The sequence below is a fragment of the Methylobacterium sp. FF17 genome (assembly GCF_025813715.1).
Lineage (GTDB): Bacteria > Pseudomonadota > Alphaproteobacteria > Rhizobiales > Beijerinckiaceae > Methylobacterium > Methylobacterium flocculans.
In genome coordinates this window covers 3,950,034-3,973,385 of the sequence record NZ_CP107532.1, presented here as the reverse complement: position 1 = coordinate 3,973,385, position 23,352 = coordinate 3,950,034, and the positions used below count along the sequence as shown (strand labels likewise).

The following is a 23,352-nucleotide window of genomic DNA, read 5'->3' as shown; positions in this document are numbered from 1 at the left end:
GTGGGTACGCCCCGGCTCAGCATCGAGGGCCGGCGACCCGTCAACAGAGGGGAGCATCGCCGACCATGTCGCTGACCGTCTCACTCAACCGCGTCGGCATCCTGCGCGCCAACGACATCCTGCATCAGGCCCGCAACGACGCGGCGCGCCGGCACGAGGTCGAGCCGCAGACCGTCTCCGTGGAGGTCGCCCGTTCCTCGGAGCGCCTCGACACCAAAGCCTCCGAAGCGCCCGCCGGGCAAAGCCGGATCGTCGACCTGCGAATCTAGAGCCGTCCCCGACCTGATTGCACCGGATCGGCGACGCTCGGTTGCGGGGGCGACGCGCATTCCTTCGACGAACCGGTGTCCCGCCGTCCGAGACGCTGCGCCAGGCTCGACCGGCCACGCGTCCCGCGTAATGACCGCATCCGTAGGCCGAGGCTTGCGGATCCGCTTCGAAACGTGCCGTTTCCCCTCGTTCCGGCACCACGGAGCCGGGATTTCGTTCATCGGGACGGGAAATCGTTAACGGGCTGCCGGTCAACTGCTCAGGGCTGACCCATGGAACTTCCCTCCGCCGGCGTTCGGTGCTGCGTGGAGGACGGGGCAGCGCGCGTTCCCCGAGGGACACGCGGGTTCATCGGGCGTGGAGAGGTGTCGTGGAGGAGAATCGGCGCGGTTCCCGGCGGTCGGATGCGTTCCGCATCGGGTCGCTCGCGCCCGGCGTTAACGCCGCCGAGATCGATTGCCTGGTCTGGGACCAGTCCGAGACAGGCGCACAGATCGAGGTCGAGACTCCCGACGGGGTGCCGGACGCGTTCGTCCTGTCGATGACCGCCTATGCCCGGCCCCGGCACTGCCGCGTGGTGTGGCGGCGGGGGCGCAAGCTCGGCATCACCTTCGTGGCCTGATCGCCTAGACCGTTTCCCAGCCGGCCAAAGTGATGTCGTCGAGCCAAGTCGATCTTGGTGCGGGGAGCGGGCCGGGTCCGTGGGATCGGTGGTCCAGCCCGCCGATGCCCCCAGTCTCCTCCGATCGCGTCTTTTGAGGGGAAAAACTCGCATTTGGGTTGATTAAATTCGTGATTTGGCAGTGAATGCTGTGGTCGTCTCTCAAATGATAGACCCTGCCTCCAAGTCCTGAGAGGGATCGGAAATGCCAGCCCGCGCATGGGACGCTGTCGAGCTCGATGCTCAGAACGTTTTCGGATTCATCGCGATCGACGAACACACGCACAAGGGCTGCGTGATTCAGGAGGCCACCGACCTGGGTGCCCGTCTGGTCATGATCGATGCGGGCGCCGTGCCGGGGGACTTCGTCCTCTACTCCTATTCGTTCGATACGGCGCTGCCCTGCAAGGCGATCGCGCGAACCGACGAGATGATCGATGCCTGGTTCAACTGCGACCACGTCGACGGGCTGCCGGTGCTGGGCCTGAGGAACGGCTATGCCGCCTAGCCCGCTCCAGCTCGGCGATGCCGATCCGGCCCAGGACTGGGCGGCGCGCTGTCTGTCCGAGATCTCGGCCCGCTCGGGGGAGGACGGCACGGCCCGGGACAGGCGCGGCAGTCCGCGCAAGGCCGCCTCGGGCAGCGCCCTGATCCGGCCCGCCTTCGGGGCAGCGATCGCCTGCACCCTCGTGGACCGGTCGGAGGGCGGTGCCCGCCTGCGCGTCCTGAGCGTGCTCGGGATCCCGGACGACTTCATCCTGTGCGTCGGCACCGAGCGGATGCGGGCCCATGTGGCCTGGCGCAGCCCCAGCGAACTCGGTGTCGCCCTGTCTCCCGAATCGGAGGACCGGAGCGGGGACTGATCCCTGGCGTCCTTCTCGCCGGTCTACGGGTGCCGCCGGCCTGATGGCGAAAGCATCGGCGCCCTTTTGTGCTTGGGGGAGCCGGCGCCGGTTGCCATTTCGGTGCCGAGACCGTACGTCCTCTCTGCGCGCAAGCGTGTCGGGGTGTAGCGCAGCCTGGTAGCGCATCTGGTTTGGGACCAGAGGGTCGTAGGTTCGAATCCTATCGCCCCGACCATTCTTCCCGCCGATGGCTCCTGGAGTTGGACGACCCGATGTCGAGCGCCCGCATCTATCAGCCCGCGAAGGATCCGACGCAGTCCGGGACCGCGCGTGCGAAGGCCTGGGTGCTGGAGTTCGACCAGACCGCGCCCCGCGAGACCGACCCGCTGATGGGCTGGACGGGGTCCTCCGACATGCTCCAGCAGGTGCACCTCGAATTCGAGACGCGCGAGGAAGCGGTCGCCTATGCCACGCGGGCCGGCCTGTCCTACCGGGTCGAGGAGCCGCAGAAGCCCATCATGCGCAAGGGCCTGTCCTACTCGGACAACTTCAAGTTCAACCGCACGGCGCCCTGGACGCATTGAGGCGCGCCGCCGGTCCTCAGAGTTGGGTCAGGATCGTGACCGCTCCGAAGATCAGGACCGAGCCCACCGCGACGGCGAGCAGGATGAGGGCGGCGCGCGATTCGCGCAGGTCGTTCTTCGTCATGACCCCAGGCTAGCCCCGGACCGGGGCCGCGCCAATCCGGTTTCCGGATTGACGGGCCACCTTCAGAAAAAGATCGGCCGTGCGGTGGCGTGGTGCTCGGCCAGGACCGTATCCGTGGCCGGATCGATCTCCTTCAGCACTGCGTCGTAGCCCCAGAGATCGGCGAGGTGCTGCAGCACCCGCCGCGCATCGTCCTTCTGCAGGATGATGCGATTGAGCGCCCGATGATGCACGATGAGGCGGCGGTCGCCCTCGAGATCGACATCCACCACCTCGATATCGGGATCGAGCCAAGCGACGTCGTATTGCCGCGCGAAGGAGCGGCGCAGCTTGCGATAGCCGCGCTCGTCATGGATCGCCTCGACCCGCAGTTCCGCCTCGTCGGGATCGTCCACCACGTGGAACAGGCGCATGTCCCGCATCAGCTTCGGGGATAGAAACTGCGCGATGAAGCTCTCGTCCCGGTAGTTCGCCCAGATGTCGCGCAGGGTCGCCATGGCGTCGCCGGTGCCGGCGATCTCGGGGAACCATTGCCGGTCCTCCTCCGTCGGCTGCTCCACGATGCGGGCGATGTCCTGCATCATCGCGAAACCGATGGCGTAAGGATTGTGACCGCCGTAGCCGCGCTCGTTGTAGTTCGGCTGGCGCACGACGTTGGTGTGGGATTGCAGGAATTCGAGATACGCCGCCTCGCCGATCAGACCCTTCTCCGAGAGCGAATTCATGATCCGGTAGTGACAATAGGTGGCGCAGCCTTCGTTCATCACCTTGGTCTGGCGCTGCGGATAGAAGTACTGCGCCACGAGGCGCACGATGCGCAGGATCTCGCGCTGCCAGGGCCGCAGGCGCGGCGCCGCCTTCTCCAGGAAGTAGAGGATGTTCTCCTGGGGCAGTTCGAGGAGCGCCTTGCGCCGCTCGGCCGCCGCGTCCGGGCGCCCGGCGGCGGTCTTCTGCGGCAGAGTGCGCCAGAGGTCGTTGTAGATCTGCTCGCCGTGCTCGGCGCGTTCGCGCTCGCGGCGCTGCTCGGAGGCCAGATCCGGCCGCTTCTTGCGCGGGTAGCGATGCACGCCCTGGCTCATCAGCGCATGGGCGGCGTCGAGCACCGCCTCCACGGCGGCGTGGCCGTGGCGTTCCTCACAGCGGGCGATGAACCCCTTGGCGAAGTCGAGGTAGTCGAGGATGCCTTCGGCATCGGTCCACTGCTTGAACAGGTAGTTGTTCTTGAAGAAGTGGTTGTGGCCGAAGGCCGCGTGGGCGATGACCAGGGTCTGCATCGTCGCCGTGTTCTCCTCCATGATGTAGGAGATGCACGGATCGGAATTGATGACGATCTCGTAGGCGAGCCCCATCATGCCACGCCGGTAGCCGGCCTCGTGCTGGGCGAAGTGCTTGCCGAACGACCAATGCTTGTAGAACAGCGGCATGCCGATCGACGCGTAGGCGTCGAGCATCTGCTCAGCGGTGATGATCTCGATCTGGTTCGGGTACCAGGACAGGCCGAGATCCCGTGCCTCGGCTTCGCAGGCATCGTGGATGCGCCGGATCGTGTCGAAGTCCCAGTCGTTGCCCGTGAAGAGCGGCTGCTGGCCACCCGAGATCCGCTGGGGCGTGGGGCGGATGATGCTGCCGACCATGGGATTGCGCCTTCCTCGAAGGGTCCGTGTCCTGCGATCTCAGTGACGCGGGCGGCTCAGGCCTCGGCTTCCGCCCGCGCGTCCTTGCGCCCGAACAACTCGCGGAACACCGGGTAGATGTCGCGGCGGTGGTTGACCTTGCGCATGGCGATGGGCGCGCCCGTCTTCGCCAGTCCCTCGTAGGTCCGCCACAGGGTGGTGCGGTGCTCCACGAAGCCGGCCCGCGGCCCGTTCTCGTCGCCGACTTCCAGGTACGCGAAGTGCTGGCAGGCCGGCAGGATGTGGGCCCGCAGCAATTCGGTGGAGGTCGGACCGTCGCTCGACACGTTGTCGCCGTCCGAGGCCTGGGCCGCGTAGATGTTCCAGTCGTCGGGCGAGTAGCGCTCGGCGATGACCCGCTTCATCTCGACCAGCGCCGAAGACACGAGGGTGCCGCCGGTCTTTCGGGAGCCGAAGAAGGTCTCCTCATCCACTTCCGTCGCCTTGTCGGTGTGACGGATGAAGACGATCTCCACGTGCCGGTAGCGCCGGGTCAGGAAGATGTGCAGCAGGATATAGAAGCGCTTCGCCAGGTCCTTCATGTGCTCGGTCATTGAGCCCGAGACGTCCATGAGGCAGAACATCACCGCCTGCGCGACCGGGCGCGGGTAGGTTTCGAAGCGGCGGTAGCGCAGGTCGAGGGGGTCGACATAGGGAATTCGCTTCGTCCGCTCGCGCAAGCCCGAGAGGGCCAACAGCAGGCCCGGCAAGTCGGGGTCGCTCGACGGCGTCTCGGCGATGCGCGCCTCGAGGGCGGCGATCTCGTCGGGCTTGGGCCGCTTCAGGGCGATGCGGCGGGACATCGAGTTGCGCAGGGTGCGCGTCAGGGCGAGGTTGGCCGGTGAGCCGGACATCGTGTAGCCCGCCCGGCGCAGGCCTTCGGTCTCCACCACGGAGAGGCGGCGCTTGGCGAGATCGGGCAGTTCGAGGTCCTCGAGGAACAGTTCGAGGAATTCGTCGCGGGTCAGCACGAAGCGGAAGGCGTCTTCGCTGTTCTCGGAGCCCTCGCCGCCCTCGCCCGAGCCGCGGCCACCCCCGCCCGAGGGTGGACGCTCGATCCGGTCGCCCTCCACATAGGTCTTGTTGCCGGGCAGGATGTGGTCGTGCAGGCCGGTGCCGGGCTGGCGGGCGAAGCGTGGCTCGCGCACCCCGTCGACCGGTACGGAGACCCGGCCGTCCTTGCCCAGATCCTTGATGTCCTTCTCCCGGGCGGATTCCCGCACCGCGCGCTGGGCGACATCCTTCACGCGGCGCAGGAAGCGCTGGCGGTTGGCGAGGCTCTTGCCCCCGGGATTCAGACGGCGGTCGACGATGTGCATCCGGTGTCTGTGCCTTCGCCCTCAAGACCTACGTGGGATCGACTGGCTTGGGCGACCACGATTGCCGCGTGGCCGCCCCCTCTCCGTCGCCGCGCCCGGGTCTCCTACCCGGCCTGTTTGACGCGCATGTACCACTCGACCAGACGGCGGACCTGACGTTCCGTGTAGCCGCGCGCCACCATCCGATCGACGAATTCGCCGTGCTTCTTCTCGGTGTCGCCGTCCTTCTTCGAGCCGAAGGAGATGACGGGAAGGAGTTCCTCGACCTGGGAGAACATCCGCCGCTCGATCACCTCCCGCAACTTCTCGTAGGACGTCCAGGATGGGTTGCGTCCCCCGTGCTGCGCCCGCGAGCGCAACGCGAACTTCACCACCTCGTTGCGGAAATCCTTCGGGTTGGCGATGCCGGCCGGCTTCTCGATCTTGGTCAGTTCCTGGTTCAGAAGCTCGCGGTTGAGGAGCTGACCGGTCTCGGAATCCTTGAAGTCCTGATCCTCGATCCACGCATCGGCGTAGTCGATGTAGCGATCGAACAGGTTCTGTCCGTAATCGTGATAGGATTCGAGGTAGGCTTTCTGGATCTCGTGACCGATGAACTCCGCGTAGCGGGGGGCCAGTTCCGTCTTGATGAATTCGAGGTAGCGCTTCTCGGTCTCCGGCGGCAGCTGCTCGCGGCGCAGGGCCTGCTCCAGCACGTACATGAGGTGGACGGGATCGGCCGAAACCTCCGTCGTGTCGTGGTTGAAGGTGGCCGCCATCACCTTGAAGGCGAAGCGGGTGGAGACCCCGTCCATGCCCTCGTCGACGCCGGCCGCGTCCTTGTATTCCTGCATCGAGCGGGCGCGGGGATCGACCTCGCGCAGGGACTCGCCGTCATAGACGCGCATCTTCGAGAAGGCGTTGGAATTGGCGTGCTCGCGCAGGCGCGAGAGCACCGAGAAGCGGGCCAGCATCTCCAGTGTCCCCGGCGCGCAGGCGGCGTCGGAGAGTTCGGAGCCCGAGACAAGCTTCTCGTAGATGCGCTGTTCTTCCGTCACCCGGAGGCAGTACGGGACCTTGATCACGTAGATGCGGTCGATGAAGGCTTCGTTGTTCTTGTTGGTCTTGAAGGTCTGCCACTCGGATTCGTTCGAGTGAGCCAGGATCACGCCCGTGAACGGGATCGCGCCGATGTTCTCGGTGCCGACGTAATTACCTTCCTGCGTCGCGGTGAGCAGGGGGTGCAGCATCTTGATCGGCGCCTTGAACATCTCGACGAACTCGAGGACGCCCTGGTTCGCCCGGTTGAGGCCGCCCGAATACGAGTAGGCGTCGGGATCCGCCTGTGACAGCGTCTCGAGGCGGCGGATGTCGACCTTGCCGACGAGGCTGGAAATGTCCTGGTTGTTCTCGTCGCCGGGTTCGGTCTTGGCGATGGCGATCTGGCGCAGGCGCGAGGGCCGGACCTTGATCACGGTGAACTTGGAGATGTCGCCGTTGAACTCGTCGAGGCGCTTGAGGGCCCAGGGGCTCATCAGGCCGGTGAGGCGGCGCCGCGGGATGCCGTAGCGTTCCTGGATCTCGGGACCCATCGTCTCCGGGTCGAACAGGCCGAGCGGGCTCTCGAAGACCGGGGAGACCTCGTTGCCGGCCTTCAGTACGTAGATGGGGTGGGTCTCCATCAGCGCCTTCAGGCGCTCGGCGAGGGACGACTTGCCGCCGCCGACGGGGCCGAGCAGGTAGAGGATCTGCTTGCGCTCCTCCAGCCCCTGCGCCGCGTGGCGGAAGAAGGAGACGATCCGCTCGATCGTCTCTTCCATGCCGTAGAATTCGGCGAAGGCGGGGTAGATCCGGATGGTCCGGTTCATGAAGACGCGCCCGAGGCGCGGGTCCTTGGCCGTGTCCACGAATTCCGGTTTGCCGATCGCTTCCAGGATGCGCTCGGCGGCCGATGCGTACATCAGCGGCTCGTCACGGCAGGCTTCGAGATAGGCGGAGAGGCTCATCTCCGTATCGCGACGCGCCTCGTAACCACGGGCAAAGCTCTGAAACAGGTCGTTCGTCGACGGCATAGGCTTTCCGATCCCCTCACGACAGCGACAGCTTCATCCTGTCTCGCCTCGGATGCAACTGACAGGCCCAGTTTTGTCGCAGTGCGTCGATGACGAAACCCGAGCGTGTGATGCCTGCCACAGTGCAACGAATCCGCCCGTTCCTCGGGTCCGGCGGCGGGGACGAAGCCGATGGGCCGGCCCCATCCCCGGGCCTCGGCTCACAGCTCGGTGGCGTCCTTCTTCGAGGCCGCGTCGGGCTTGGCTGCGTCGGGCTTGCCCGCGCCGACCGTGATCTTGATGTTCTGGGTCTGGACGTTGCCGTCGGAATCCTTGACGTCCACCGTCACCTCGTCGCTACCCGTGAACCCGTCCTTGCTCTGGTAGAACACCGCCTGCACGGCGGCCTCCTTGCCCGGGCAGCGATACTTGGCCGGCGTCTTGATCTTGCCGACCTTGGTGATGAGCGAGCCGCTCTTCGGCGCTCCACTGACGCGGATCTCCGGCATTGGGCCTGTGGAGCAATCCTTCTTCAGGTTCGGCACGATGGCGAGGCGCACGCTCTTGCCGCTGGTCGCGGTCTCGCTGCGCGTGACCGTGGTCTGGGCCAGGGCCGGGGTGGCGAGCAGGATGCCGGCGGCGAGGAAGGCGGCGGAACGGACGAGCAGCATGCGGGACGAACTCCGATGACGGGGTGGTCCGAGCGGAGCGCGGCGGACCTGACCCGTGGCCAACGGATGTGGGGATGAGGAGCGCCACCGTCGAGTGGGCGCCGGTTCGACGCTCAGGCGTCCGGTTCGGGCGGTGCGCGCAGGCGCGCGATCGCCGCCTGGCAGGAACGCAGGTCGCGAAGCGCATCCTCGAGCAGCAGCCTGTCCTCGGCCGCGAGCCCTTCGCCGGAGTTCCGCTCCGCGTCGTCGGGTCCGTCGACGTCCTGCCGCGAGGGCGCGGCCGCCTCGGCTTCCCCCCGGCCCACCGATTGCACGAAGCGCAGGCCGCGTTCGCGCAGCACCCGCTGCGCGCCCCTGATCGTGTAGCCCTGCCCGTGAAGCAGGCGCTTGATGCCCTTCAGGAGGTCGACGTCGTCGGGCCGGTAATAGCGCCGCCCCCCGGCTCGCTTGACCGGGCGGATCTGGGTGAAACGCGTTTCCCAGAACCGCAGCACGTGCTGAGGCACGTCGAGTTCGTCGGCGGCTTCCTTGATGGTGCGAAAGGCGGCCGCGCTCTTCTCGGGCATCCCGCGCAGGGGCCGCTCCCCGGCGTCACCGTCGGGCCTGACATCGTCCGTCCGGGCGGCGAGCGACATCGCGGTCCTCAATCGTCGTCGTGTTCGGCGGATCCGTTCAGGCCGTTGATCCGGGCCTTCAGGACGTTCGAGGGCTTGAACACCATGACCTGGCGCGGCTCGATCGCGACCTCGACGCCGGTCTTCGGATTGCGTCCGACCCGGCGGCCCTTGCTGCGGACCACGAAGGACCCGAACGAGGAGAGCTTCACCGTCTCGCCGCTGGCAAGGCAGGTGCAGATCTCGGACAGGACCGTCTCCACCAGCGCCGACGACTCGGTCCGGGAGAGGCCGACCTGCTGGTAGACGGCCTCGCTCAAATCGGCGCGTGTGACCGTCTTCCCCGTCATGCGAATGTCCCCAAGGCGATTCGAGTTTTCTTGGTATCTCTATGATCGCGCACGCTAATCGGCGTTCTCGCCCGGGTCAACACCGCGTGGGCCTCGCTGACGGGTTAGGCCCCTCCTACCAGCGGATGAGGGCGGCGCCCCAGGTGAAGCCGCCGCCGATCGCCTCGATCATGACGAGGTCGCCCGCCTGGATGCGGCCGTCCTTCCGGGCGACGTCGAGGGCGAGCGGGATCGAGGCGGCCGAGGTGTTACCGTGGCGGTCCACCGTGAGCACGACCTTCTCGCGGGCGATGCCAAGCTTGTCGGCCGAGGCCTCGATGATCCGGCGATTGGCCTGGTGCGGCACGAACCATGTGAGGTCCTCCGCGGTGGTGCCGCTGGCCCGGAAGGCGTCTTCGATGACGTCGGTGACGGAGCCGACCGCGAAGCGGAACACCTCCTTGCCGGTCATCCGCAGGTGCCCGGTGGTGCCGGTGGAGCCCGGGCCGCCGTCGACGTAGAGCTTTTCGCGGTGACGGCCGTCGGAGCGCAGGCTCGCGGTGAGCACGCCGCGGTCTGCGGCGGTGCCCTCCCCTTCGCGGGCTTCCAGCACGATGGCGCCCGCCCCGTCCCCGAACAGCACGCAGGTGGTCCGGTCCTCCCAGTCGAGGATCCGCGAAAACGTCTCGGCCCCGATGACGAGGGCGCGCTTGGCGCTCCCTGTGCTCAGGAACTTGTCGGCGGTGGTCACCGCGTAGACGAAGCCGGCGCAGACGGCCTGGACATCGAAGGCGAAGCCGCCGCGCAGGCCGAGCGCCGCCTGGATCTCGGTGGCCGTCGAGGGGAAGGTGTGGTCGGGTGTCGAGGTCGCGCAGATGATGAGGTCGATGTCGTCGGCGGTCAGGCCCGCCTCGTCGAGGGCGGCTCGCGCGGCGCGAGCGCCCAGCACCGAGGTCGTCTCGGAGGCATCCGCGAGGTAGCGCTGCCGGATGCCGGTGCGCTGCACGATCCAGTCGTCGGACGTGTCGACGGTCCGGCTGAGTTCGTCGTTGGTGACGCAGCGGGCCGGAAGGGCGGAGCCGCAGCCGACCACGACGGAGCGCAGGACCGTGCCGGTGGAAGCCGTCATCGAGCCGTCTTTCTGTTTCCCGGTCGGCTCACGACGAGGCCGTCGCCGGCGCCAGGTCGAGCATGTCGCGGATGGTCCGCATGAGGTCGTGTCGGGCCATGTCGTGGGCAAGGTCCACGGCCGCCGCGAAGCCATGCGCGTCCTCGGAGCCGTGGCTCTTGATCACGATGCCCTCGAGGCCGAGGAAGACGCCGCCATTGGCCCGGCTCGGGTTCATCTTGTCCCGCAGGGCCTTGAAGGCGTGGCGCGCGAAGAAGTAGCCGATCTTGGCCGAGAGGGTCCGGCTCATGGCGGCGCGCAGATAGCTGCCGATCTGCTTGGCCGTCCCCTCCGCCGTCTTCAGCGCAATGTTGCCGGTGAAGCCCTCGGTGACGACCACGTCCACCGTGCCCTTGCCGAGGTCGTTGCCCTCGACGAAGCCGTGATAGGCGAGGTTCGGCAGGTCCGATTCGCGCAAGGTGCGCGCCGCTTCCTTGACGGCCTCGTTGCCCTTCATCTCTTCGGTGCCGACGTTGAGGAGGCCCACCGTCGGCCGGTCGAGGTCGAACACGATCCGGGCCATGGCCGCGCCCATCACCGCCATCTCGACGAGGTGCTCGGCATCGGTGCCGATGGTGGCGCCGACATCCAGCACCACGCTCTCGCCCCGCACGGTGGGCCAGAGGCAGGCGATGGCGGGACGCTCGATGCCGGCCAGCGTCTTGAGGCAGATCTTCGACATTGCCATCAGGGCGCCGGTGTTGCCGGCGGAGACGGCCGCATCGGCCTCGCCGTCCTTCACCGCCTGGATGGCGCGCCACATCGAGGACTTGCCGCGCCCGGAGCGCACCGCCTGGCTCGGCTTGTCGTCCATGGTGATCGCCACGGTGGTGTGGCGGATCTCCACCGCGCCCTTCAGGCGCGGCTCGGCCGCCACCAGGGGCGCGAGGATGGCCTCGTCCCCGAACATCAGGAACCTCATCTCGGGATGGCGCTCGCGGGCAATGGCGGCGCCGGGCACCACGGTCGTGGGGCCGTGGTCGCCGCCCATGGCGTCGAGCGAGATGCACACTCTCTGGGACATGTCGGGTTGGCCGGTGGCCCCTGGTCGCGGATGGGAAGGGCCCCTCCGTGGAAGGGCGAAGATGGACGGGGCCGCGAAGAACCGTCGGCCCCTGCCCGGCGCCGCGGAAAATAACCATTGAGGCCCGCCGGGCAAACGAAATCTCAGCTTTTCCGTGTCCGGCGGTTGCGCGCGATCGCGCCAGCTCAGTCGTTGGCGGGCTTCAGGGAGCCCAGCGCCGCCAGCGGCGGCTCGTCCCGGTCCTCCACGTGCGGCTCGAAGGTGATGCCGGGCTTGCGCGGGTAGGGATCGAGCCCGAGGGCCAGGAACTCGGCCGTGATGGTGCCGAAATCGATCTTGCCGCCGACGATCGGATCGGGAACGTCGGCATCCTCCGCGTCGGTGCCCACGAGCTGGTCCGTGTCCGTGAACAGGAGGTCGACGGGTTCCGAGAGCGGCCCCTCGAACGGCTCGAGGCTGACCGTGCAGACCTGGCTCACCAGCGCCGACACGGTTCCGCGCACCCGGAAGGCCGAGGGCGGACCGCTCGTCTCGAACCTGCCGACGAGGTCGCGGATGCCCGGGACCCTGAAGTCCTGCGCGAGGGCCGCACATTCCTCGGGGCTCGCCGTCACCTCGATCCGCCCGTCGCTCCGCCTCAGGCGGTCCACACTGACGGGTCGGGAGAGGGGGCCGGTCGCTTCGTGCCGTGTCATCGTGCCGTCCGTGCGGTGTGAGCGTCGCGCTCCGGGTCCGGAGCGGCGAAGGATGCCGGGTCGGGGAAGTCCGGCCCGGTGTCGAGCAGGGCGTCGAGGTCGGTTCGAACCAGGGCGGCGTCTGCGGCGCGGACGTAGCGCATCAGGCCAGCGGCCGCCTCCGGCGTGTCGAGCCCGAGGACGTTGCGGGCGAGCGCGGACCGCAGGGCCTCGGCATCGTCGGCATCGAGGGCCGCGTCGTAGCCCTCCGCCCGCCCGTAGAAGGCGGCACCGAGCTTCTTCATGCGCTTGGGGACGCCGAAATCACCGATGCCGGATTCCCGCAGCGAGGAATCGAGTTGCAGGAAGACCGAGTTCACGAGGTCCTGTGCCACGTCCGCCGCCGGCTCCGGAAGCCGGTTGAGGCGTCGCAGCACCAGGATGACGTGCAGGATCAGGCACTCGAAGCGTCCCTCCAGGGTGTCGGGTACGCCGAGCCCCGTATAGAGGCCGGGCTGGCGCCCCGCCGTGTTGATGCGCAGGTGCAGCGTCTCGATGAGACGTTCGCGCGGGCTCGTCCGTCCCCACGAGCGCAGGCGCTCGAGCAGGTCGCCGATCATGTCCGGCCTCCCCGGCGATGAGCGGCGGGATCGCGGATGTCGGCCGGCGGATGTGGCCGGGCTTGCCTTGTCAAAACCATAACCCCGCGTTACGGCAGCGAACGGTCAAGGTGCAACCTCCGTCGCGTACTTCCGGGTGCCTCGGTGCTCGGATCGGGATCGAGGCCGCGCACGCGTTCAGTTCCTCACGATAATCTCAAGGGTGGCCGATGTCGCGCCGTCTCGTCTCATCGCTCGCTCGCCTCGTGCTCCTCGGCGTGATCGGAACCGGCGTGTCCGGCTGCATCGGCGAGGACATCCGCCACGGCTACCAGATCGATCAGGCGGCCCTCGCCACGGTGAAGCCCGGCCTGAGCGCCGAGCAGGTCCTGCAGATCCTGGGGACGCCCTCGACCGTCTCCACCGTCGGCAACAAGTCCTGGTACTACATCAGCCAGAACACGCGCCGCACCGTCCTGTTCCTCGGGGAGCAGGTTGAGGACCAGAAGGTCACGGCCGTCTATTTCAACGCGGGCTTCAAGGTCGAGCGTGTGGCCCTCTACGGCCTGCAGGACGGGAAGGTGTTCGACTTCATCGAGCGCACGACCCCGACCAGCGGCGCCGACCGGGCCTTCATCAGCCAGCTCTTCCGTGGCTTGACGAAGTACGAGCCCTTCGGCAGCGGCTCCGGAACCAGCATCGTTCCGGGCGCCAATCGCGGCTTGTAAGGGTCGCCCGCGCGGGGCGGGCTGGGTGTTTCGTGGCCCGCCGTCCCACGTCCGCCAAGCGGGATGCCCGGCGGATGCCGCGGCGCCCGTGGCGAGAATGGAAATCCGTCCCGTGACCGGCCCGCGCGGCCGGTCCACAGGCGCGTGAGGGCGTCCCGCCGATGCCGATCCACGAGGCGTTCCTGATCGAAGGCGGCGAGACCGGCGCCCTGCTGCGCGCGTTCGACTGGTCCGCATCGCCGTTGGGGCGACCGGCGTCCTGGCCCCAGGCCCTGAAGACGCTGGTGGGCGTCATGCTCGGCTCGCAGCAGCCGATGCTGATCGTGTGGGGGCCGGACTACGTCACCCTCTACAACGACGGGTACGCCGCCATGTGCGGCGCCCGCCATCCCGCCTGTCTCGGCGGCTCGTTCCGCGACCTGTGGCACGACATCTGGGATCAGGTGGAGCCGATCCTCGCCCGGGCCTATGCCGGGGAGGCGACGCATATGGACGGCATCGCCCTCATCATGCATCGCAACGGCTACCCGGAGGAGACCTTCTTCTCGTTCGGCTACACGCCCGTACGGGACGAGAGCGGACAGGTGGCGGGCATGTTCTGCGCCTGTGCCGAGACGACGGGGCTGCTTCGGGCCGAGCGGGAGGCCAGCGCGGAGCGCCGGCGCCTGGAGCAGTTGTTTGCCCAGGCCCCGAGCTTCATGGCGGTCCTGCGCGGGCCGGAACATCGCTTCGAACTCGCCAATCCCGCCTATCTCCGCCTCGTGGGCAACCGGCCGGTGATCGGTCTGACCGTGGCCGAAGCCCTGCCGGACGCGATTCCGCAGGGGTATCTCGACCTCCTCGATACGGTCTATCGCAGCGGCGAGGCCTTCACCGCGACCGCTTCCAAGCTCATCCTCCGGGCGGGGGCGAACGGACCGGAGACCGAGCGCTACCTCGATTTCGTCTATCAGCCGATCTTCGGCGACAGCGGGTCCGTGACCGGGATCTTCGTCGAGGGCGTCGATGTCACCGATCGGGCGCTCGCCGAGATCGCGCTCCGCCGGAACGAAGCGGAACTGCGTTCCCTCAACGCCGATCTCGAGCGCCAGGTCATCCTGCGGTCGCACGAGCGCGGCCTGACCTGGCAGGTCAGCCCGGACCTCCTCGGGGTGTTCCACCCGGACGGTTACTTCGAGCGCGTGAACCCCGCCTGGGAAGTCGTCCTCGGCTGGACGGAATCCGAGATCTCGGGCCGCAGCGTGCTCGATCTGATCCACCCGGACGACGTGGCGCGGACCGCCGAGACCATCGCCGCCCTCGGCCGCAACACGCCGGTCTTCGGCTTCGAGAGCCGATACCGCACCCGGGACGGTCAATACCGCTGGATCGCCTGGACCGCGGTGCCCGAGGGCGGGCGCGCCTATTGCAGCGGGCGCGACATTACCGAGGACAAGGCGCGGGAGTCCGCCCTCGATCAGGTCCAGGAGGCTCTGCGGCAGGCCCAGAAGATGGAGGCCGTGGGCCAGCTCACCGGCGGCGTCGCCCACGACTTCAACAACCTGCTCACCGTGATCAAGTCCTCCACCGACCTCCTGAAGCGGCCGGGCTTGCCCGAGGAGCGACGCGCGCGCTACGTGGATGCGATCGCCGATACGGTGGCGCGCGCCGCCAAGCTGACGGGCCAGCTGCTCGCCTTCGCCCGGCGGCAGGCGCTCAAGCCCGAGATCTTCAACGCCGCCACCAGCGTCACGGCGATCAGCGAGATGGTCGCCACCCTGACGGGGGCGCGCATCGAGATCGTGGTGACGGTGCCGGACGAGCCCTGCTTCGTGCATGCCGATCCCAGTCAGTTCGACACGGCGCTCGTGAACATGGCGGTGAACGCCCGCGACGCCATGGAGGGGCAGGGCCGGCTCACGATCGATGTCCACGCGGTCGAGGGCATCGCGCGCCTCGGCATCCGCTCCGGCACCTACGTCGCGGTGTCGCTCACCGACACGGGAAGCGGCATCGAGCCGGGGGAGATTCACCGGATCTTCGAGCCGTTCTACACCACGAAGGGGGTCGGCCAGGGCACCGGCCTCGGTCTCAGCCAGGTCTTCGGCTTCGCCAAGCAGTCGGGCGGCGAGGTGCTGGCCGAAAGCGCGCCGGGCCGGGGAGCGACCTTCACGCTCTACCTGCCGCGGGTCGCGGCCCCGGACCGGATCGAGGCGGTGCCGGACGAGGTGGAGCCGCTCACGGAGGGGCACGGCACCTGCGTCCTCGTGGTGGAGGACAACCCGGAGGTCGGGCGCTTCGCGACGCAGACGCTGGCGGAACTCGGCTACCACACCGTTTGGGCGACCAGCGCGATCGAGGCCCTGCGCCAGATCGAGAAGATCCCCTTCCGGTTCGAGGTCGTGTTCTCGGACGTGGTCATGCCGGGCATGAACGGGATCGAACTCGCCAAGGAGATCGCCAAGCGCCGCCCCGACCTGCCGGTCGTGCTCGCGAGCGGCTACAGCCACGTGCTGGCCGAAGAGGGCAGCCACGGTTTCGAACTGCTGCACAAGCCTTATTCGGTGGAGCAGCTCTCGCGCATCCTGCGCAAGGCGGTGGCGCGGAGCCGCCGGGGGCGCCGAAACCCCGTCTGACGGCGTCAGCGCGCGTCCGGCACGCCCCGATCGAGCTGCGCGATCAGGCTCGCGAAGTGATCCGCGACTTCGTCCTCCTCCTGCGCCGAGTAGGCAGCCTGCAGGCCGCCGGACAGGCTGGCCACGAGGGGGTGCAGACGTCCGCCGCGAGGGGAGCGAGCGCCGCGATCCGCCCGGTCGAACACCGGGGCAGGGCCCGCGGACCGCGTGTGTCGCGTCTCATCCATGTGCGATGTCCCGAGACTGCCGTTGCAAGACCCGGCATGCCACGCGCCGCAGGATCCGGTCATATGTTAACGTCGCGCGAAGCAGTCGGCTTCGGCAATCCGTCGACGACCGTCGTCCGGTCTTTTTCCGGTCCCTGTGGCGACGCCGCCACGGCCATGAGCGCTTCCGGGATCGCGTCCAGGCGTGGGAACAGGTGCGCGGGTCCGTGGGCGGCCAGGACATCGGCCCGGGTGTAACCCCAGGTCACCGCGCCGAAATCGCAGCCGACCTCGCGTGTTGCGAGCTGATCGCGGATCTCGTCGCCGATATAGAGGGTCTCGGACGGCGCGAAGCCGGCGGCGCCGATCAGTCCCCCGAGGCGCTTGACCTTCCCGAACAGCGAGGCTCCACAGGCGTAGTGGCGGACATGGGAGCCGGCCGGGCCGAGCGCCTGCCGGATGTTCGATTCGCGATTCGAACTCGCGATTCCGAGGCGCAGGCCCGCCCCGTCGAGGGCCGCCAGCATCGCCGGGACACCGGGGAAGAGCGGGATCGCGGCGATATCGCGGGCGGCGAGCCGGTGCATGTGCCGGGTGATGAAGGGCAGCTTCCAGCCCGGGATTCCGAGGTGTCGAACGATCCCGCGCGCGTCCATCCCGCGCAGCTCATGGGTCTCGTGCGGCGCGATGCGGCGGAAGCGATAGCGGTCCGCGACGTCGTTGATCACCGAGGTGAACCACGGGAAGCTGTCGGCCAGGGTCCCGTCGAAGTCGAAGACGACCAGCCGATAAGGGGGGCGCGTCACGAGGCGAGGTTGTCCACGGGCACGACGAGCCGCATCACGAGGCCGTCCGGGGCCCAATCCTGCTCGAGGGTCCCGTCGAGCTGGCCCGCCACGCTGCGCTGGGCGAGCACGGTGCCGAAGCCCTGCCGCGTCGGGGGGGCGGTCACCGTCGGGCCGCCGCGTTCCGCCCAGGTCAGGGTGTAGGCCGCGCCCTCCCGTCGTCCGGTGAGGCTCACGCTCCCGCCTTGCGTGGAGAGCCCGCCGTACTTCATCGCATTGGTGGCCTGCTCGTGCATGATCAGCGCCAGGGCCGTGGCCGCGCGTTCCCCCACATCGACATCGTCGCCCGCGATGACGATGCGCTCGCGTCCGTCCTGCGCGTAGGCCGCCATGATGAGCCGCATCAGACCGAACAGCGTCTGGCCCTTCACCGCCGGGGCGCTCGCGGGCGAGTGCGGCCGCACGTATTCGTGGGCCTGCGCCAGGGCGGCCAGGCGCTCGCGGAAGGCCGAGACGAACGGGCGTGCGGCGGGATCGGTGCGCGCGGAGAGCCCGGCGATGCCGCCGACCACCGCGAAGATGTTCTTGATCCGGTGCGACAGCTCCTTGATCAGGAGGTCGCGTGCTTCCTCCGCGCGCTTGCGCTCGCGCAGGTCCCGGGTGACGGTGGCGTAGCCGACGAAGGTGCCGGCCTCGTCGCGGACGGGAAAGATGTTGTAGAGGACCGCGATCCCCTCCCCCGTTCCGAAGTGGCGGAAGGCGAGTTCGCCCTCCCACCAGCCTCGCCGCTCCACCGCGGGCAGCACCGTGCCGGACACGATCGCCTGACTCTCGGGCATGAAGTAGTCGAGCACGTGGGTGCCGGCGATGGCCGTGGGATCGGCCAGTCCGACGAGGCGGCGACCCGCTTCGTTGATGTGCTGGACGAAGCCCTGCCCGTCCGTCATGCCGATGAAGTCCTGGGACTGCTCGACGATGGCGGCGAGCTTGCGCGCTTCCGATTCCGCCCGCTTCAGGTCTTCGATGTCGGTGCAGGTGCCGAACCAGCGCTCGATCCGGCCCTGCGGATCATGCAGCGGCATGGCCCGGCCCAGGGTCCAGCGGTAGGACCCCGAATGGTGGCGCAGGCGGTACTCCACCTCGTAGGGGTCGCCCGTCGCGAGGCTGTGGCGCCAGCGGGCCCAGGCCCGCTCCTGGTCGTCGGGATGGAACATGCCGTTCCAGGCCTCGCCGTCCGTGGAGCCGTAGGGCATGCCGGTGAATTCGTACCAGCGGTCGTTGTAGAAGTCGTGATATCCGTCCGCCCGCGTCGTCCAGACCATCTGCGGCATGGCCCCGGTCATCACCTGGAAGCGGCGCTCGCTCGCGGCGAGGTCCGCCTCGCGGGCATCGACCGCGCTCCGGGTCCGGGTCAGCTCGATCAGCGTCGAGACCTGCCGCGCCAGGGCCTCCAGGGTCTCGGCCTGCACGGGCGTCAGGCCGTCGGGACGCGCGACCGGGTCGAGGACGCACAGGGTGCCGAGGGGAATGCCCGAAGGGGCGCGGATCACCGCGCCGGCATAGAAGCGCAGGCGGCGTTCCCCGGTGACGAGGGGGTTGTCGCAAGTGCGCGGATCCAGGGTCAGGTCGCCGATCACCAGGATCGCGTCGGCCTCGATCGCGTGCGCGCAGATCGATACTTGGCGCGGCGTCTCGGACACGTCGAACCCGACCCGAGCCTTAAACCATTGCCGCTCGTCTTCGACCAGGCTCACGAGGGCGATGGGCGCCGCGCAGACCAGGGCGGCGACGCGGGTCAGGTCATCGTAGCTCCGCTGCAGCCCGGGCGTGTCGAAATCGAGGCTGCGAAGCTCAGCCAGCCGCTCGGCTTCGGTCCACTCAGTCGTCGCGGTTGAGCAGGAAGTGGTCGAAGGCAAACGCGAAGATCCTCGTCGAACACAACCCATAGGGCGTCTCCCGCACGAACGATAGCTGTGCCGTGCACAGGCGTGACCGCGGGTCGAGGGCGTGCCATCACATCACGAACAGGACGCCCGCCTCCTGGCCTGGACGGACATGAGAGGCGGGCGTCGCAACGGGCCGGGTCGGCCTGGATCAGGCGGCTTTGGCCGTGTCAAGCGTGGGATAATCGACGTAGCCTTCGGGGCCCTGGCTGTACCAGGTCTTCTGCTCGTCCTTGTTCAGCGGGGCACCCTGGGCCAGGCGCGCGGGCAGGTCCGGATTGGCGATGAACGGACGGCCGAACGCGATGGCTTCCGCCTCCCCCGCGTCGAGGGCCTGCTGGGCACGGGCGCCGTCGTAATCCGAGTTCAGGATCAGCGGGCCCTTGAACGCCGCCTTCATGGTCGGTGCCACCGGCGCGTGGTTGGCGGTGCCGAAGGTGCCGTTCGGGCCGGGCTCGCGCAGTTCCAGGAAGGCGATGCCGATCTCCGATAGGGCAGCGGCCGCCGCGCCGAACAGGGCATCGGGGTTGGAATCATCGACGCCCTGGATCGCGCCGTTCGGCGACAGGCGTACCCCCGTGCGGTCCTTACCCACGGCGTCCGCCACGGTCTGGGTCACCTCGCGCAGCAGGCGGATGCGGTTCTCGATGGAGCCGCCATAGGCATCGGTGCGGAGGTTCGCGCCATCGCGCAGGAACTGGTCGATGAGGTAACCGTTCGCCGCATGGATCTGGACGCCGTCGAAGCCGGCCCGGATCGCGTTGCGGGCGGCGCGGTCGTAATCGGCACGCAGGCGCGGGATCTCGTCGATCGGCAGCGCGCGGGCCTCCGCGTAGGGCTTCTTGCCTTCGTAGGTGTGGGCGGCGTCGGGGGCCGTGGTGGCGGAGGCCGAGATCGGCTTCTGGCCACCGAGGAAGTCCGGATGGACGATGCGGCCCATGTGCCAGAGCTGGCAGACGATGCGCCCGCCCGCCTCGTGCACGGCCTGGACGATCGGCTTCCAGGCCTCGACCTGCTCGTCGGACCAGATGCCCGGTGCGAAGGGCCAGCCGAGCCCTTCCTGCGAGATGCCGGTGGCTTCGGTGAGGATGAGGCCGGCACTGGCGCGCTGGCGGTAATACTCCACCATGATCGGGGTCGGCACATGCCCGGCGGTGGCACGCCCACGGGTCAGGGGGGCCATGAAGACGCGGTTCTTGGCGTCGATCGCGCCGATGCGGATCGGGTCGGACAAGGAAGGCATTCGGGGGTCTCGCGTTGTTTCAAGGACAAACGGACGGCGCGCGGCTTTCGGCCGGTACCGTCAACGGTGTCATCTGTGTTCTGCGCACCCCACGGCCAGGGCCTCGACGCTCCGGATCGGCACGGCTGTGCGGGGCCGCACCCGGCGACGCATCGCCGGGCCTTGGATCGGGCCTCTCGCCGGCCTCGCGAAGGCGATCCGGCCCGGATCGATCGCATCCCTCTCGAAATCCCTGGACCTGCCGATCGCGGCGGCCCCGATCACCCTCTCCGTGAGTGCAGGGACGATGCTGGTGTGCAAATTCGCCTACGGCAAGCGCGAATGCCCGCCCGGCACGGGCGTGTTCAGGGTCGCTTTCCGAACCCGATATCGGCGGCCACGGCCTTCAGGCGCTCGGGCTCGCGCTCTTTGCGTTCGGAGTAGCGGTCGACGAGGTAGGAGGCGCGCTCGCGGGTCAACAGCGTGAACCTGACCAACTCCTCACAGACGTCGACCACCCGGTCGTAGAGCGGCCCTGGCTTCATCCGGCCGGCCTCGTCGAACTCCTTGTAGGCCATCGGCACCGAGGACTGGTTGGGGATGGTAATCATCCGCATCCAGCGCCCGAGGATGCGCAGGCCGTTGACGGCATTGAACGACTGCGAGCCACCCGAGACCTGCATCACCGCCAGGGTCCGCCCTTGGGTCGGGCGCACCGAGCCCTCCGACAGGGGCAACCAGTCGATCTGGCTCTTGATGACCCCGGTCATGTTGCCGTGGCGTTCAGGACTGACCCAAACGTGCCCCTCCGACCAGATCGAGAGATTCCGCAGTTCCTGGACCTTGGGGTGATCGGCGGTGGTATCGTCCGGCAGCGGCAGGCCATGCGCGTCGTAGATCCGCACCTCTCCGCCCATCGCTTCCAGGAGGCGCGCGGCCTCGTGGGCCAGGAAGCGGCTGAACGAGCGTTCCCGCAGGGAGCCGTACAGGATCAGGAAGCGTGGGGCGTGTGTGAACGGTGCCTGCACCTGCAGGTCGGCCGCTCCCGGGACCTCGAAGTGCCCCTCACTGAGGTTCGGCAAGCCGTCGGCGAAGGGCGGGAGGGGCTTGTCCAAGACGGTTTGTTCCTCTACGTTTCAATGATGGTTGAAGTATTGACATCATGATGGACGAACGGCAAGCCGTCGCCGCCTTCGCGGCCCTCGGCCAGGAGCACCGCCTGCGCATCGTGCGCCAGCTCGTCACCGCCGGGCCCGACGGCATGGCGGCCGGCAGTCTGGCCGAGGCGGTCGGCGTGTCGGGCACCAACCTGTCGTTTCACCTGAAGGAGCTCTCGCATTCCGGGCTGGTCACGTCCCGGCGCGAGGGGCGCTCGATCATCTACAGCGCGGCCTACCCGGACCTGTCGGAACTCCTCCAGTTCCTGATGCGCGACTGCTGCCAGGGGCGTCCGGAGGTCTGCGCCCCGGCCGTTGCCGCTCTGTCCACCTGCTGCACGGAGATCGCCTGATGGATGTCGTCATCTACCACAACCCGGATTGCGGCACGTCCCGCAACACCCTGGCCCTCATCCGCAACGCCGGCCTCGAACCGCACGTGGTCGAGTACCTCAAGACTCCGCCGAACCGAATCCTGCTGCGCCAACTCGCCGACCGGGCCGGCGTCACCGTCCGTGACCTCCTGCGCGAGAAGGGCACGCCCTACGCCGAGCTCGGCCTCGCCGACGAGAGCCTGACGGACGACCGGATTCTCGATGCCATCGCCGAGCACCCGATCCTGCTGAACCGCCCCCTGGTGGTGAGCCCGAAGGGCATCGCGCTGTGCCGGCCCTCGGAGAAGGTCCTCGACCTCCTGCCGGCCCAGCAGGGCGAGTTCGTCAAGGAGGACGGCGAGCGCGTGGTCGACGCGCACGGGCGCCGCGTCGCCACCGCCTAAGCCGTTCCAATTCTCAAAGAACAAGAAACGGTCCCGATGCTCGCGCTCGCCATCTTCGTGGTCACCCTCGTCTTCGTCATCTGGCAGCCGAAGGGGTTCGGGATCGGATGGAGCGCTCTCATCGGGGCCGCCGTGGCGCTCGCCACCGGAGTCATCAGCCCCGGTGACATCCCGGTGGTCTGGCACATCGTCTGGGACGCCACCTTCACCTTCGTGGCGCTGATCATCATCTCGCTCCTGCTCGACGAGGCCGGCTTCTTCCACTGGTCGGCGCTGCACATCGCCCGTTGGGGCGGCGGACGGGGGCACCGGCTGTTCCCGCTGGTCATCCTGCTGGGGGCGGCCATCGCGGCGGTGTTCGCCAACGACGGCGCGGCCCTGCTGCTCACCCCCATCGTGCTGGCGATCCTGCTCCGTCTCGACTTCAAGCCGGCGGCGGCGCTGGCCTTCATCGTCGCCTGCGGATTCGTGGCGGACTCGACCTCCCTGCCGCTGGTGATCTCGAACCTCGTCAATATCGTCTCGGCAAACTTCTTCGACATCACCTTCAGCCGATACGCCGCCGTGATGGTGCCGGTGAACCTGGTCTCGCTCGCCGTGACCCTGGTGGTGCTGTGGCTGTTCTACCGGCGCGACCTGCCCGCCACCTACCCGGTGGCCGAGTTGGAAGCGCCACGTCACGCGATCAAGGACCCGCTGGTCTTCCGGGCGGCCTTCCCGCTCCTCGGCTTGCTGCTGGTCGCCTACTTCGTGACGGCCCCGTTTGGCGTGCCGGTCTCGGTGGTCACCTGCGCGGGGGCGCTCGTCCTCCTGGCCCTGGCCAACCGCAGCCGGATCATCCCCATCCGCACGGTTCTTTCGGGGGCCCCCTGGCAGATCGTGCTGTTCAGCCTCGGCATGTACCTCGTGGTCTACGGCCTGAAGAATGCCGGCCTGACCGACTACCTGGCGCAAGGGCTCGTCCGGCTCTCGGGCCACGGTCCGTTCGTCGCCACCCTCGGTACCGGGTTCGCCGCCGCCATCCTCTCCTCGGTGATGAACAACATGCCGAGCGTGCTGGTGGGTGCGCTCTCCATCCAGCAGGCCCCGGACCTGTCGCCGCTGACGCGTGAGCTCATGATCTACGCCAACGTCATCGGGTGCGATCTCGGCCCGAAATTCACCCCCATTGGCAGCCTGGCGACCCTGCTCTGGCTGCACGTCCTCGACACGAAGGGCCAGCACATCACCTGGGGCCAGTACATGCGGGTCGGCCTCGTCATCACGCCGCCGGTGCTGCTCGTCACCTTGGTGGCCCTGGCGCTCTGGCTCCCCGTGCTCGGGGCTGGGTAGC

At 68.3% G+C, this 23,352-nt stretch carries 25 protein-coding genes and 1 tRNA gene; 11 read left to right on the top strand and 15 right to left on the bottom strand.

Annotation, left to right across the window (positions count from 1 at the left end):
• Nucleotides 1-65 precede the first annotated feature (65 nt).
• The 6 genes from OF380_RS18825 to OF380_RS18800 all read left to right on the top strand — a co-directional run bounded on the left by OF380_RS18825 (nt 66) and on the right by OF380_RS18800 (nt 2,360).
• The gene (locus OF380_RS18825; RefSeq protein WP_264046642.1) at nt 66-269 is read left to right on the top strand and encodes a hypothetical protein; all 204 of its coding nucleotides are present in this window, start codon (nt 66-68) and stop codon (nt 267-269) included.
• A gap of 371 nt (nt 270-640) precedes the next feature.
• Complete coding sequence (locus OF380_RS18820; protein WP_264046640.1) at nt 641-892, top strand: pilus assembly protein PilZ; 252 nt, start codon at nt 641-643, stop codon at nt 890-892.
• Nucleotides 893-1,136: 244 nt separating this feature from the next.
• Nucleotides 1,137-1,439, top strand: a complete 303-nt coding sequence (locus OF380_RS18815) for a hypothetical protein (RefSeq protein ID WP_264046638.1) — start codon at nt 1,137-1,139, stop codon at nt 1,437-1,439.
• Nucleotides 1,429-1,794, top strand: a complete 366-nt coding sequence (locus OF380_RS18810) for a hypothetical protein (protein WP_264046636.1) — start codon at nt 1,429-1,431, stop codon at nt 1,792-1,794. The genes OF380_RS18815 and OF380_RS18810 overlap by 11 nt, the downstream gene beginning before the upstream one ends.
• Nucleotides 1,795-1,934: 140 nt before the next feature.
• Nucleotides 1,935-2,011, top strand: a tRNA-Pro gene (locus OF380_RS18805).
• 37 nt (nt 2,012-2,048) lie between these two features.
• Entirely contained in the window at nt 2,049-2,360 is a 312-nt protein-coding gene (locus OF380_RS18800; RefSeq protein WP_264046634.1) for an ETC complex I subunit, read from the top strand.
• A 186-nt stretch (nt 2,361-2,546) separates the two neighbouring features.
• On the opposite strand, the gene OF380_RS18795 is transcribed toward OF380_RS18800, so the two are convergent.
• From OF380_RS18795 to OF380_RS18750, 10 genes are all read right to left on the bottom strand, one after another.
• Entirely contained in the window at nt 2,547-4,118 is a 1,572-nt protein-coding gene (locus OF380_RS18795; RefSeq protein ID WP_264046632.1) for a SpoVR family protein, read from the bottom strand.
• Nucleotides 4,119-4,174: 56 nt separating this feature from the next.
• Entirely contained in the window at nt 4,175-5,476 is a 1,302-nt protein-coding gene (locus tag OF380_RS18790; protein WP_264046630.1) for a YeaH/YhbH family protein, read from the bottom strand.
• Between the two features lie 104 nt (nt 5,477-5,580).
• Nucleotides 5,581-7,527 carry a PrkA family serine protein kinase gene (locus tag OF380_RS18785; protein WP_264046629.1) on the bottom strand — a complete coding sequence of 649 codons (1,947 nt, stop codon included), beginning with the start codon at nt 7,525-7,527 and terminating at the stop codon, nt 5,581-5,583.
• A 200-nt stretch (nt 7,528-7,727) separates the two neighbouring features.
• Nucleotides 7,728-8,177 carry a 4-aminobutyrate aminotransferase gene (locus OF380_RS18780; protein ID WP_264046627.1) on the bottom strand — a complete coding sequence of 150 codons (450 nt, stop codon included), beginning with the start codon at nt 8,175-8,177 and terminating at the stop codon, nt 7,728-7,730.
• A 113-nt stretch (nt 8,178-8,290) separates the two neighbouring features.
• Nucleotides 8,291-8,743 (bottom strand): MerR family transcriptional regulator, encoded by a 453-nt coding sequence (locus OF380_RS18775; RefSeq protein ID WP_264051395.1) that lies wholly within the window; start codon nt 8,741-8,743, stop codon nt 8,291-8,293.
• A gap of 77 nt (nt 8,744-8,820) precedes the next feature.
• The gene (locus OF380_RS18770) at nt 8,821-9,141 is read right to left on the bottom strand and encodes an integration host factor subunit alpha (protein ID WP_264046625.1); all 321 of its coding nucleotides are present in this window, start codon (nt 9,139-9,141) and stop codon (nt 8,821-8,823) included.
• Nucleotides 9,142-9,256: 115 nt separating this feature from the next.
• The gene (locus tag OF380_RS18765; RefSeq protein ID WP_264046623.1) at nt 9,257-10,249 is read right to left on the bottom strand and encodes a beta-ketoacyl-ACP synthase III; all 993 of its coding nucleotides are present in this window, start codon (nt 10,247-10,249) and stop codon (nt 9,257-9,259) included.
• 28 nt (nt 10,250-10,277) lie between these two features.
• Nucleotides 10,278-11,312, bottom strand: coding sequence for a phosphate acyltransferase PlsX (gene plsX / locus OF380_RS18760; RefSeq protein WP_264046621.1), 1,035 nt, complete (start codon nt 11,310-11,312; stop codon nt 10,278-10,280).
• A 185-nt stretch (nt 11,313-11,497) separates the two neighbouring features.
• The gene (locus OF380_RS18755) at nt 11,498-12,007 is read right to left on the bottom strand and encodes a YceD family protein (protein ID WP_264046618.1); all 510 of its coding nucleotides are present in this window, start codon (nt 12,005-12,007) and stop codon (nt 11,498-11,500) included.
• Nucleotides 12,004-12,606 carry a ubiquinol-cytochrome C chaperone family protein gene (locus OF380_RS18750; protein WP_264046615.1) on the bottom strand — a complete coding sequence of 201 codons (603 nt, stop codon included), beginning with the start codon at nt 12,604-12,606 and terminating at the stop codon, nt 12,004-12,006. Before OF380_RS18750 ends, OF380_RS18755 begins: the two co-directional genes overlap by 4 nt.
• A gap of 209 nt (nt 12,607-12,815) precedes the next feature.
• Here OF380_RS18750 and OF380_RS18745 point away from each other — a divergent pair, with 209 nt between their 5' ends.
• Together OF380_RS18745 and OF380_RS18740 are read left to right on the top strand one after the other, a co-directional pair.
• The gene (locus OF380_RS18745) at nt 12,816-13,313 is read left to right on the top strand and encodes an outer membrane protein assembly factor BamE (protein ID WP_264046612.1); all 498 of its coding nucleotides are present in this window, start codon (nt 12,816-12,818) and stop codon (nt 13,311-13,313) included.
• A gap of 161 nt (nt 13,314-13,474) precedes the next feature.
• Nucleotides 13,475-15,928, top strand: a complete 2,454-nt coding sequence (locus tag OF380_RS18740) for a PAS domain-containing protein (RefSeq protein WP_264046610.1) — start codon at nt 13,475-13,477, stop codon at nt 15,926-15,928.
• Nucleotides 15,929-15,933: 5 nt separating this feature from the next.
• Here the strand turns inward: OF380_RS18740 and OF380_RS18735 are convergent, their stop codons facing one another.
• The 5 genes from OF380_RS18735 to arsH form a co-directional block, all read right to left on the bottom strand.
• Nucleotides 15,934-16,155: a hypothetical protein gene (locus OF380_RS18735; RefSeq protein WP_264046607.1), complete on the bottom strand. Its 222-nt coding sequence runs from the start codon at nt 16,153-16,155 to the stop codon at nt 15,934-15,936.
• 59 nt (nt 16,156-16,214) lie between these two features.
• Nucleotides 16,215-16,940 (bottom strand): HAD hydrolase-like protein, encoded by a 726-nt coding sequence (locus tag OF380_RS18730; protein ID WP_264046605.1) that lies wholly within the window; start codon nt 16,938-16,940, stop codon nt 16,215-16,217.
• Nucleotides 16,937-18,835, bottom strand: coding sequence for a PAS domain S-box protein (locus OF380_RS18725; RefSeq protein ID WP_264046603.1), 1,899 nt, complete (start codon nt 18,833-18,835; stop codon nt 16,937-16,939). Before OF380_RS18725 ends, OF380_RS18730 begins: the two co-directional genes overlap by 4 nt.
• A 178-nt stretch (nt 18,836-19,013) precedes the next feature.
• Nucleotides 19,014-20,105: an alkene reductase gene (locus OF380_RS18720; RefSeq protein WP_264046601.1), complete on the bottom strand. Its 1,092-nt coding sequence runs from the start codon at nt 20,103-20,105 to the stop codon at nt 19,014-19,016.
• Between the two features lie 344 nt (nt 20,106-20,449).
• Complete coding sequence (gene arsH / locus OF380_RS18715; protein ID WP_264046599.1) at nt 20,450-21,199, bottom strand: arsenical resistance protein ArsH; 750 nt, start codon at nt 21,197-21,199, stop codon at nt 20,450-20,452.
• A gap of 47 nt (nt 21,200-21,246) precedes the next feature.
• Between arsH and OF380_RS18710 the strand changes: the two genes are divergently transcribed.
• From OF380_RS18710 to OF380_RS18700, 3 genes are read left to right on the top strand one after another with little or no spacing between them, the layout of a single operon-like run.
• A complete protein-coding gene (locus OF380_RS18710) occupies nt 21,247-21,594 on the top strand; it encodes an ArsR/SmtB family transcription factor (RefSeq protein ID WP_264046596.1) in 348 nt (115 codons plus the stop codon).
• A complete protein-coding gene (gene arsC / locus OF380_RS18705; RefSeq protein ID WP_264046594.1) occupies nt 21,594-22,019 on the top strand; it encodes an arsenate reductase (glutaredoxin) in 426 nt (141 codons plus the stop codon). The genes OF380_RS18710 and arsC overlap by 1 nt, the downstream gene beginning before the upstream one ends.
• A 36-nt stretch (nt 22,020-22,055) precedes the next feature.
• Nucleotides 22,056-23,351 carry an arsenic transporter gene (locus OF380_RS18700; protein ID WP_264046592.1) on the top strand — a complete coding sequence of 432 codons (1,296 nt, stop codon included), beginning with the start codon at nt 22,056-22,058 and terminating at the stop codon, nt 23,349-23,351.
• The last annotated feature ends 1 nt before the right edge of the window (nt 23,352 follow it).

Bases quoted from the DNA above. Each gene is read 5' to 3' on its own strand.
- OF380_RS18815 (WP_264046638.1), top strand. From the start codon at position 1,137: ATGCCAGCCCGCGCATGGGACGCTGTCGAGCTCGATGCTCAGAACGTT.
- arsC (WP_264046594.1), top strand. From the start codon at position 21,594: ATGGATGTCGTCATCTACCACAACCCGGATTGCGGCACGTCCCGCAAC.
- OF380_RS18710 (WP_264046596.1), top strand. From the start codon at position 21,247: ATGATGGACGAACGGCAAGCCGTCGCCGCCTTCGCGGCCCTCGGCCAG.
- OF380_RS18790 (WP_264046630.1), bottom strand. From the start codon at position 5,476: ATGCACATCGTCGACCGCCGTCTGAATCCCGGGGGCAAGAGCCTCGCC.
- OF380_RS18750 (WP_264046615.1), bottom strand. From the start codon at position 12,606: ATGATCGGCGACCTGCTCGAGCGCCTGCGCTCGTGGGGACGGACGAGC.
- OF380_RS18770 (WP_264046625.1), bottom strand. From the start codon at position 9,141: ATGACGGGGAAGACGGTCACACGCGCCGATTTGAGCGAGGCCGTCTAC.
- OF380_RS18700 (WP_264046592.1), top strand. From the start codon at position 22,056: ATGCTCGCGCTCGCCATCTTCGTGGTCACCCTCGTCTTCGTCATCTGG.
- OF380_RS18720 (WP_264046601.1), bottom strand. From the start codon at position 20,105: ATGCCTTCCTTGTCCGACCCGATCCGCATCGGCGCGATCGACGCCAAG.
- OF380_RS18785 (WP_264046629.1), bottom strand. From the start codon at position 7,527: ATGCCGTCGACGAACGACCTGTTTCAGAGCTTTGCCCGTGGTTACGAG.
- OF380_RS18780 (WP_264046627.1), bottom strand. From the start codon at position 8,177: ATGCTGCTCGTCCGTTCCGCCGCCTTCCTCGCCGCCGGCATCCTGCTC.
- OF380_RS18795 (WP_264046632.1), bottom strand. From the start codon at position 4,118: ATGGTCGGCAGCATCATCCGCCCCACGCCCCAGCGGATCTCGGGTGGC.
- OF380_RS18825 (WP_264046642.1), top strand. From the start codon at position 66: ATGTCGCTGACCGTCTCACTCAACCGCGTCGGCATCCTGCGCGCCAAC.
- OF380_RS18800 (WP_264046634.1), top strand. From the start codon at position 2,049: ATGTCGAGCGCCCGCATCTATCAGCCCGCGAAGGATCCGACGCAGTCC.
- OF380_RS18745 (WP_264046612.1), top strand. From the start codon at position 12,816: ATGTCGCGCCGTCTCGTCTCATCGCTCGCTCGCCTCGTGCTCCTCGGC.
- OF380_RS18735 (WP_264046607.1), bottom strand. From the start codon at position 16,155: ATGGATGAGACGCGACACACGCGGTCCGCGGGCCCTGCCCCGGTGTTC.
- OF380_RS18810 (WP_264046636.1), top strand. From the start codon at position 1,429: ATGCCGCCTAGCCCGCTCCAGCTCGGCGATGCCGATCCGGCCCAGGAC.
- OF380_RS18775 (WP_264051395.1), bottom strand. From the start codon at position 8,743: ATGCCCGAGAAGAGCGCGGCCGCCTTTCGCACCATCAAGGAAGCCGCC.
- OF380_RS18740 (WP_264046610.1), top strand. From the start codon at position 13,475: ATGCCGATCCACGAGGCGTTCCTGATCGAAGGCGGCGAGACCGGCGCC.
- OF380_RS18755 (WP_264046618.1), bottom strand. From the start codon at position 12,007: ATGACACGGCACGAAGCGACCGGCCCCCTCTCCCGACCCGTCAGTGTG.
- OF380_RS18765 (WP_264046623.1), bottom strand. From the start codon at position 10,249: ATGACGGCTTCCACCGGCACGGTCCTGCGCTCCGTCGTGGTCGGCTGC.
- plsX (WP_264046621.1), bottom strand. From the start codon at position 11,312: ATGTCCCAGAGAGTGTGCATCTCGCTCGACGCCATGGGCGGCGACCAC.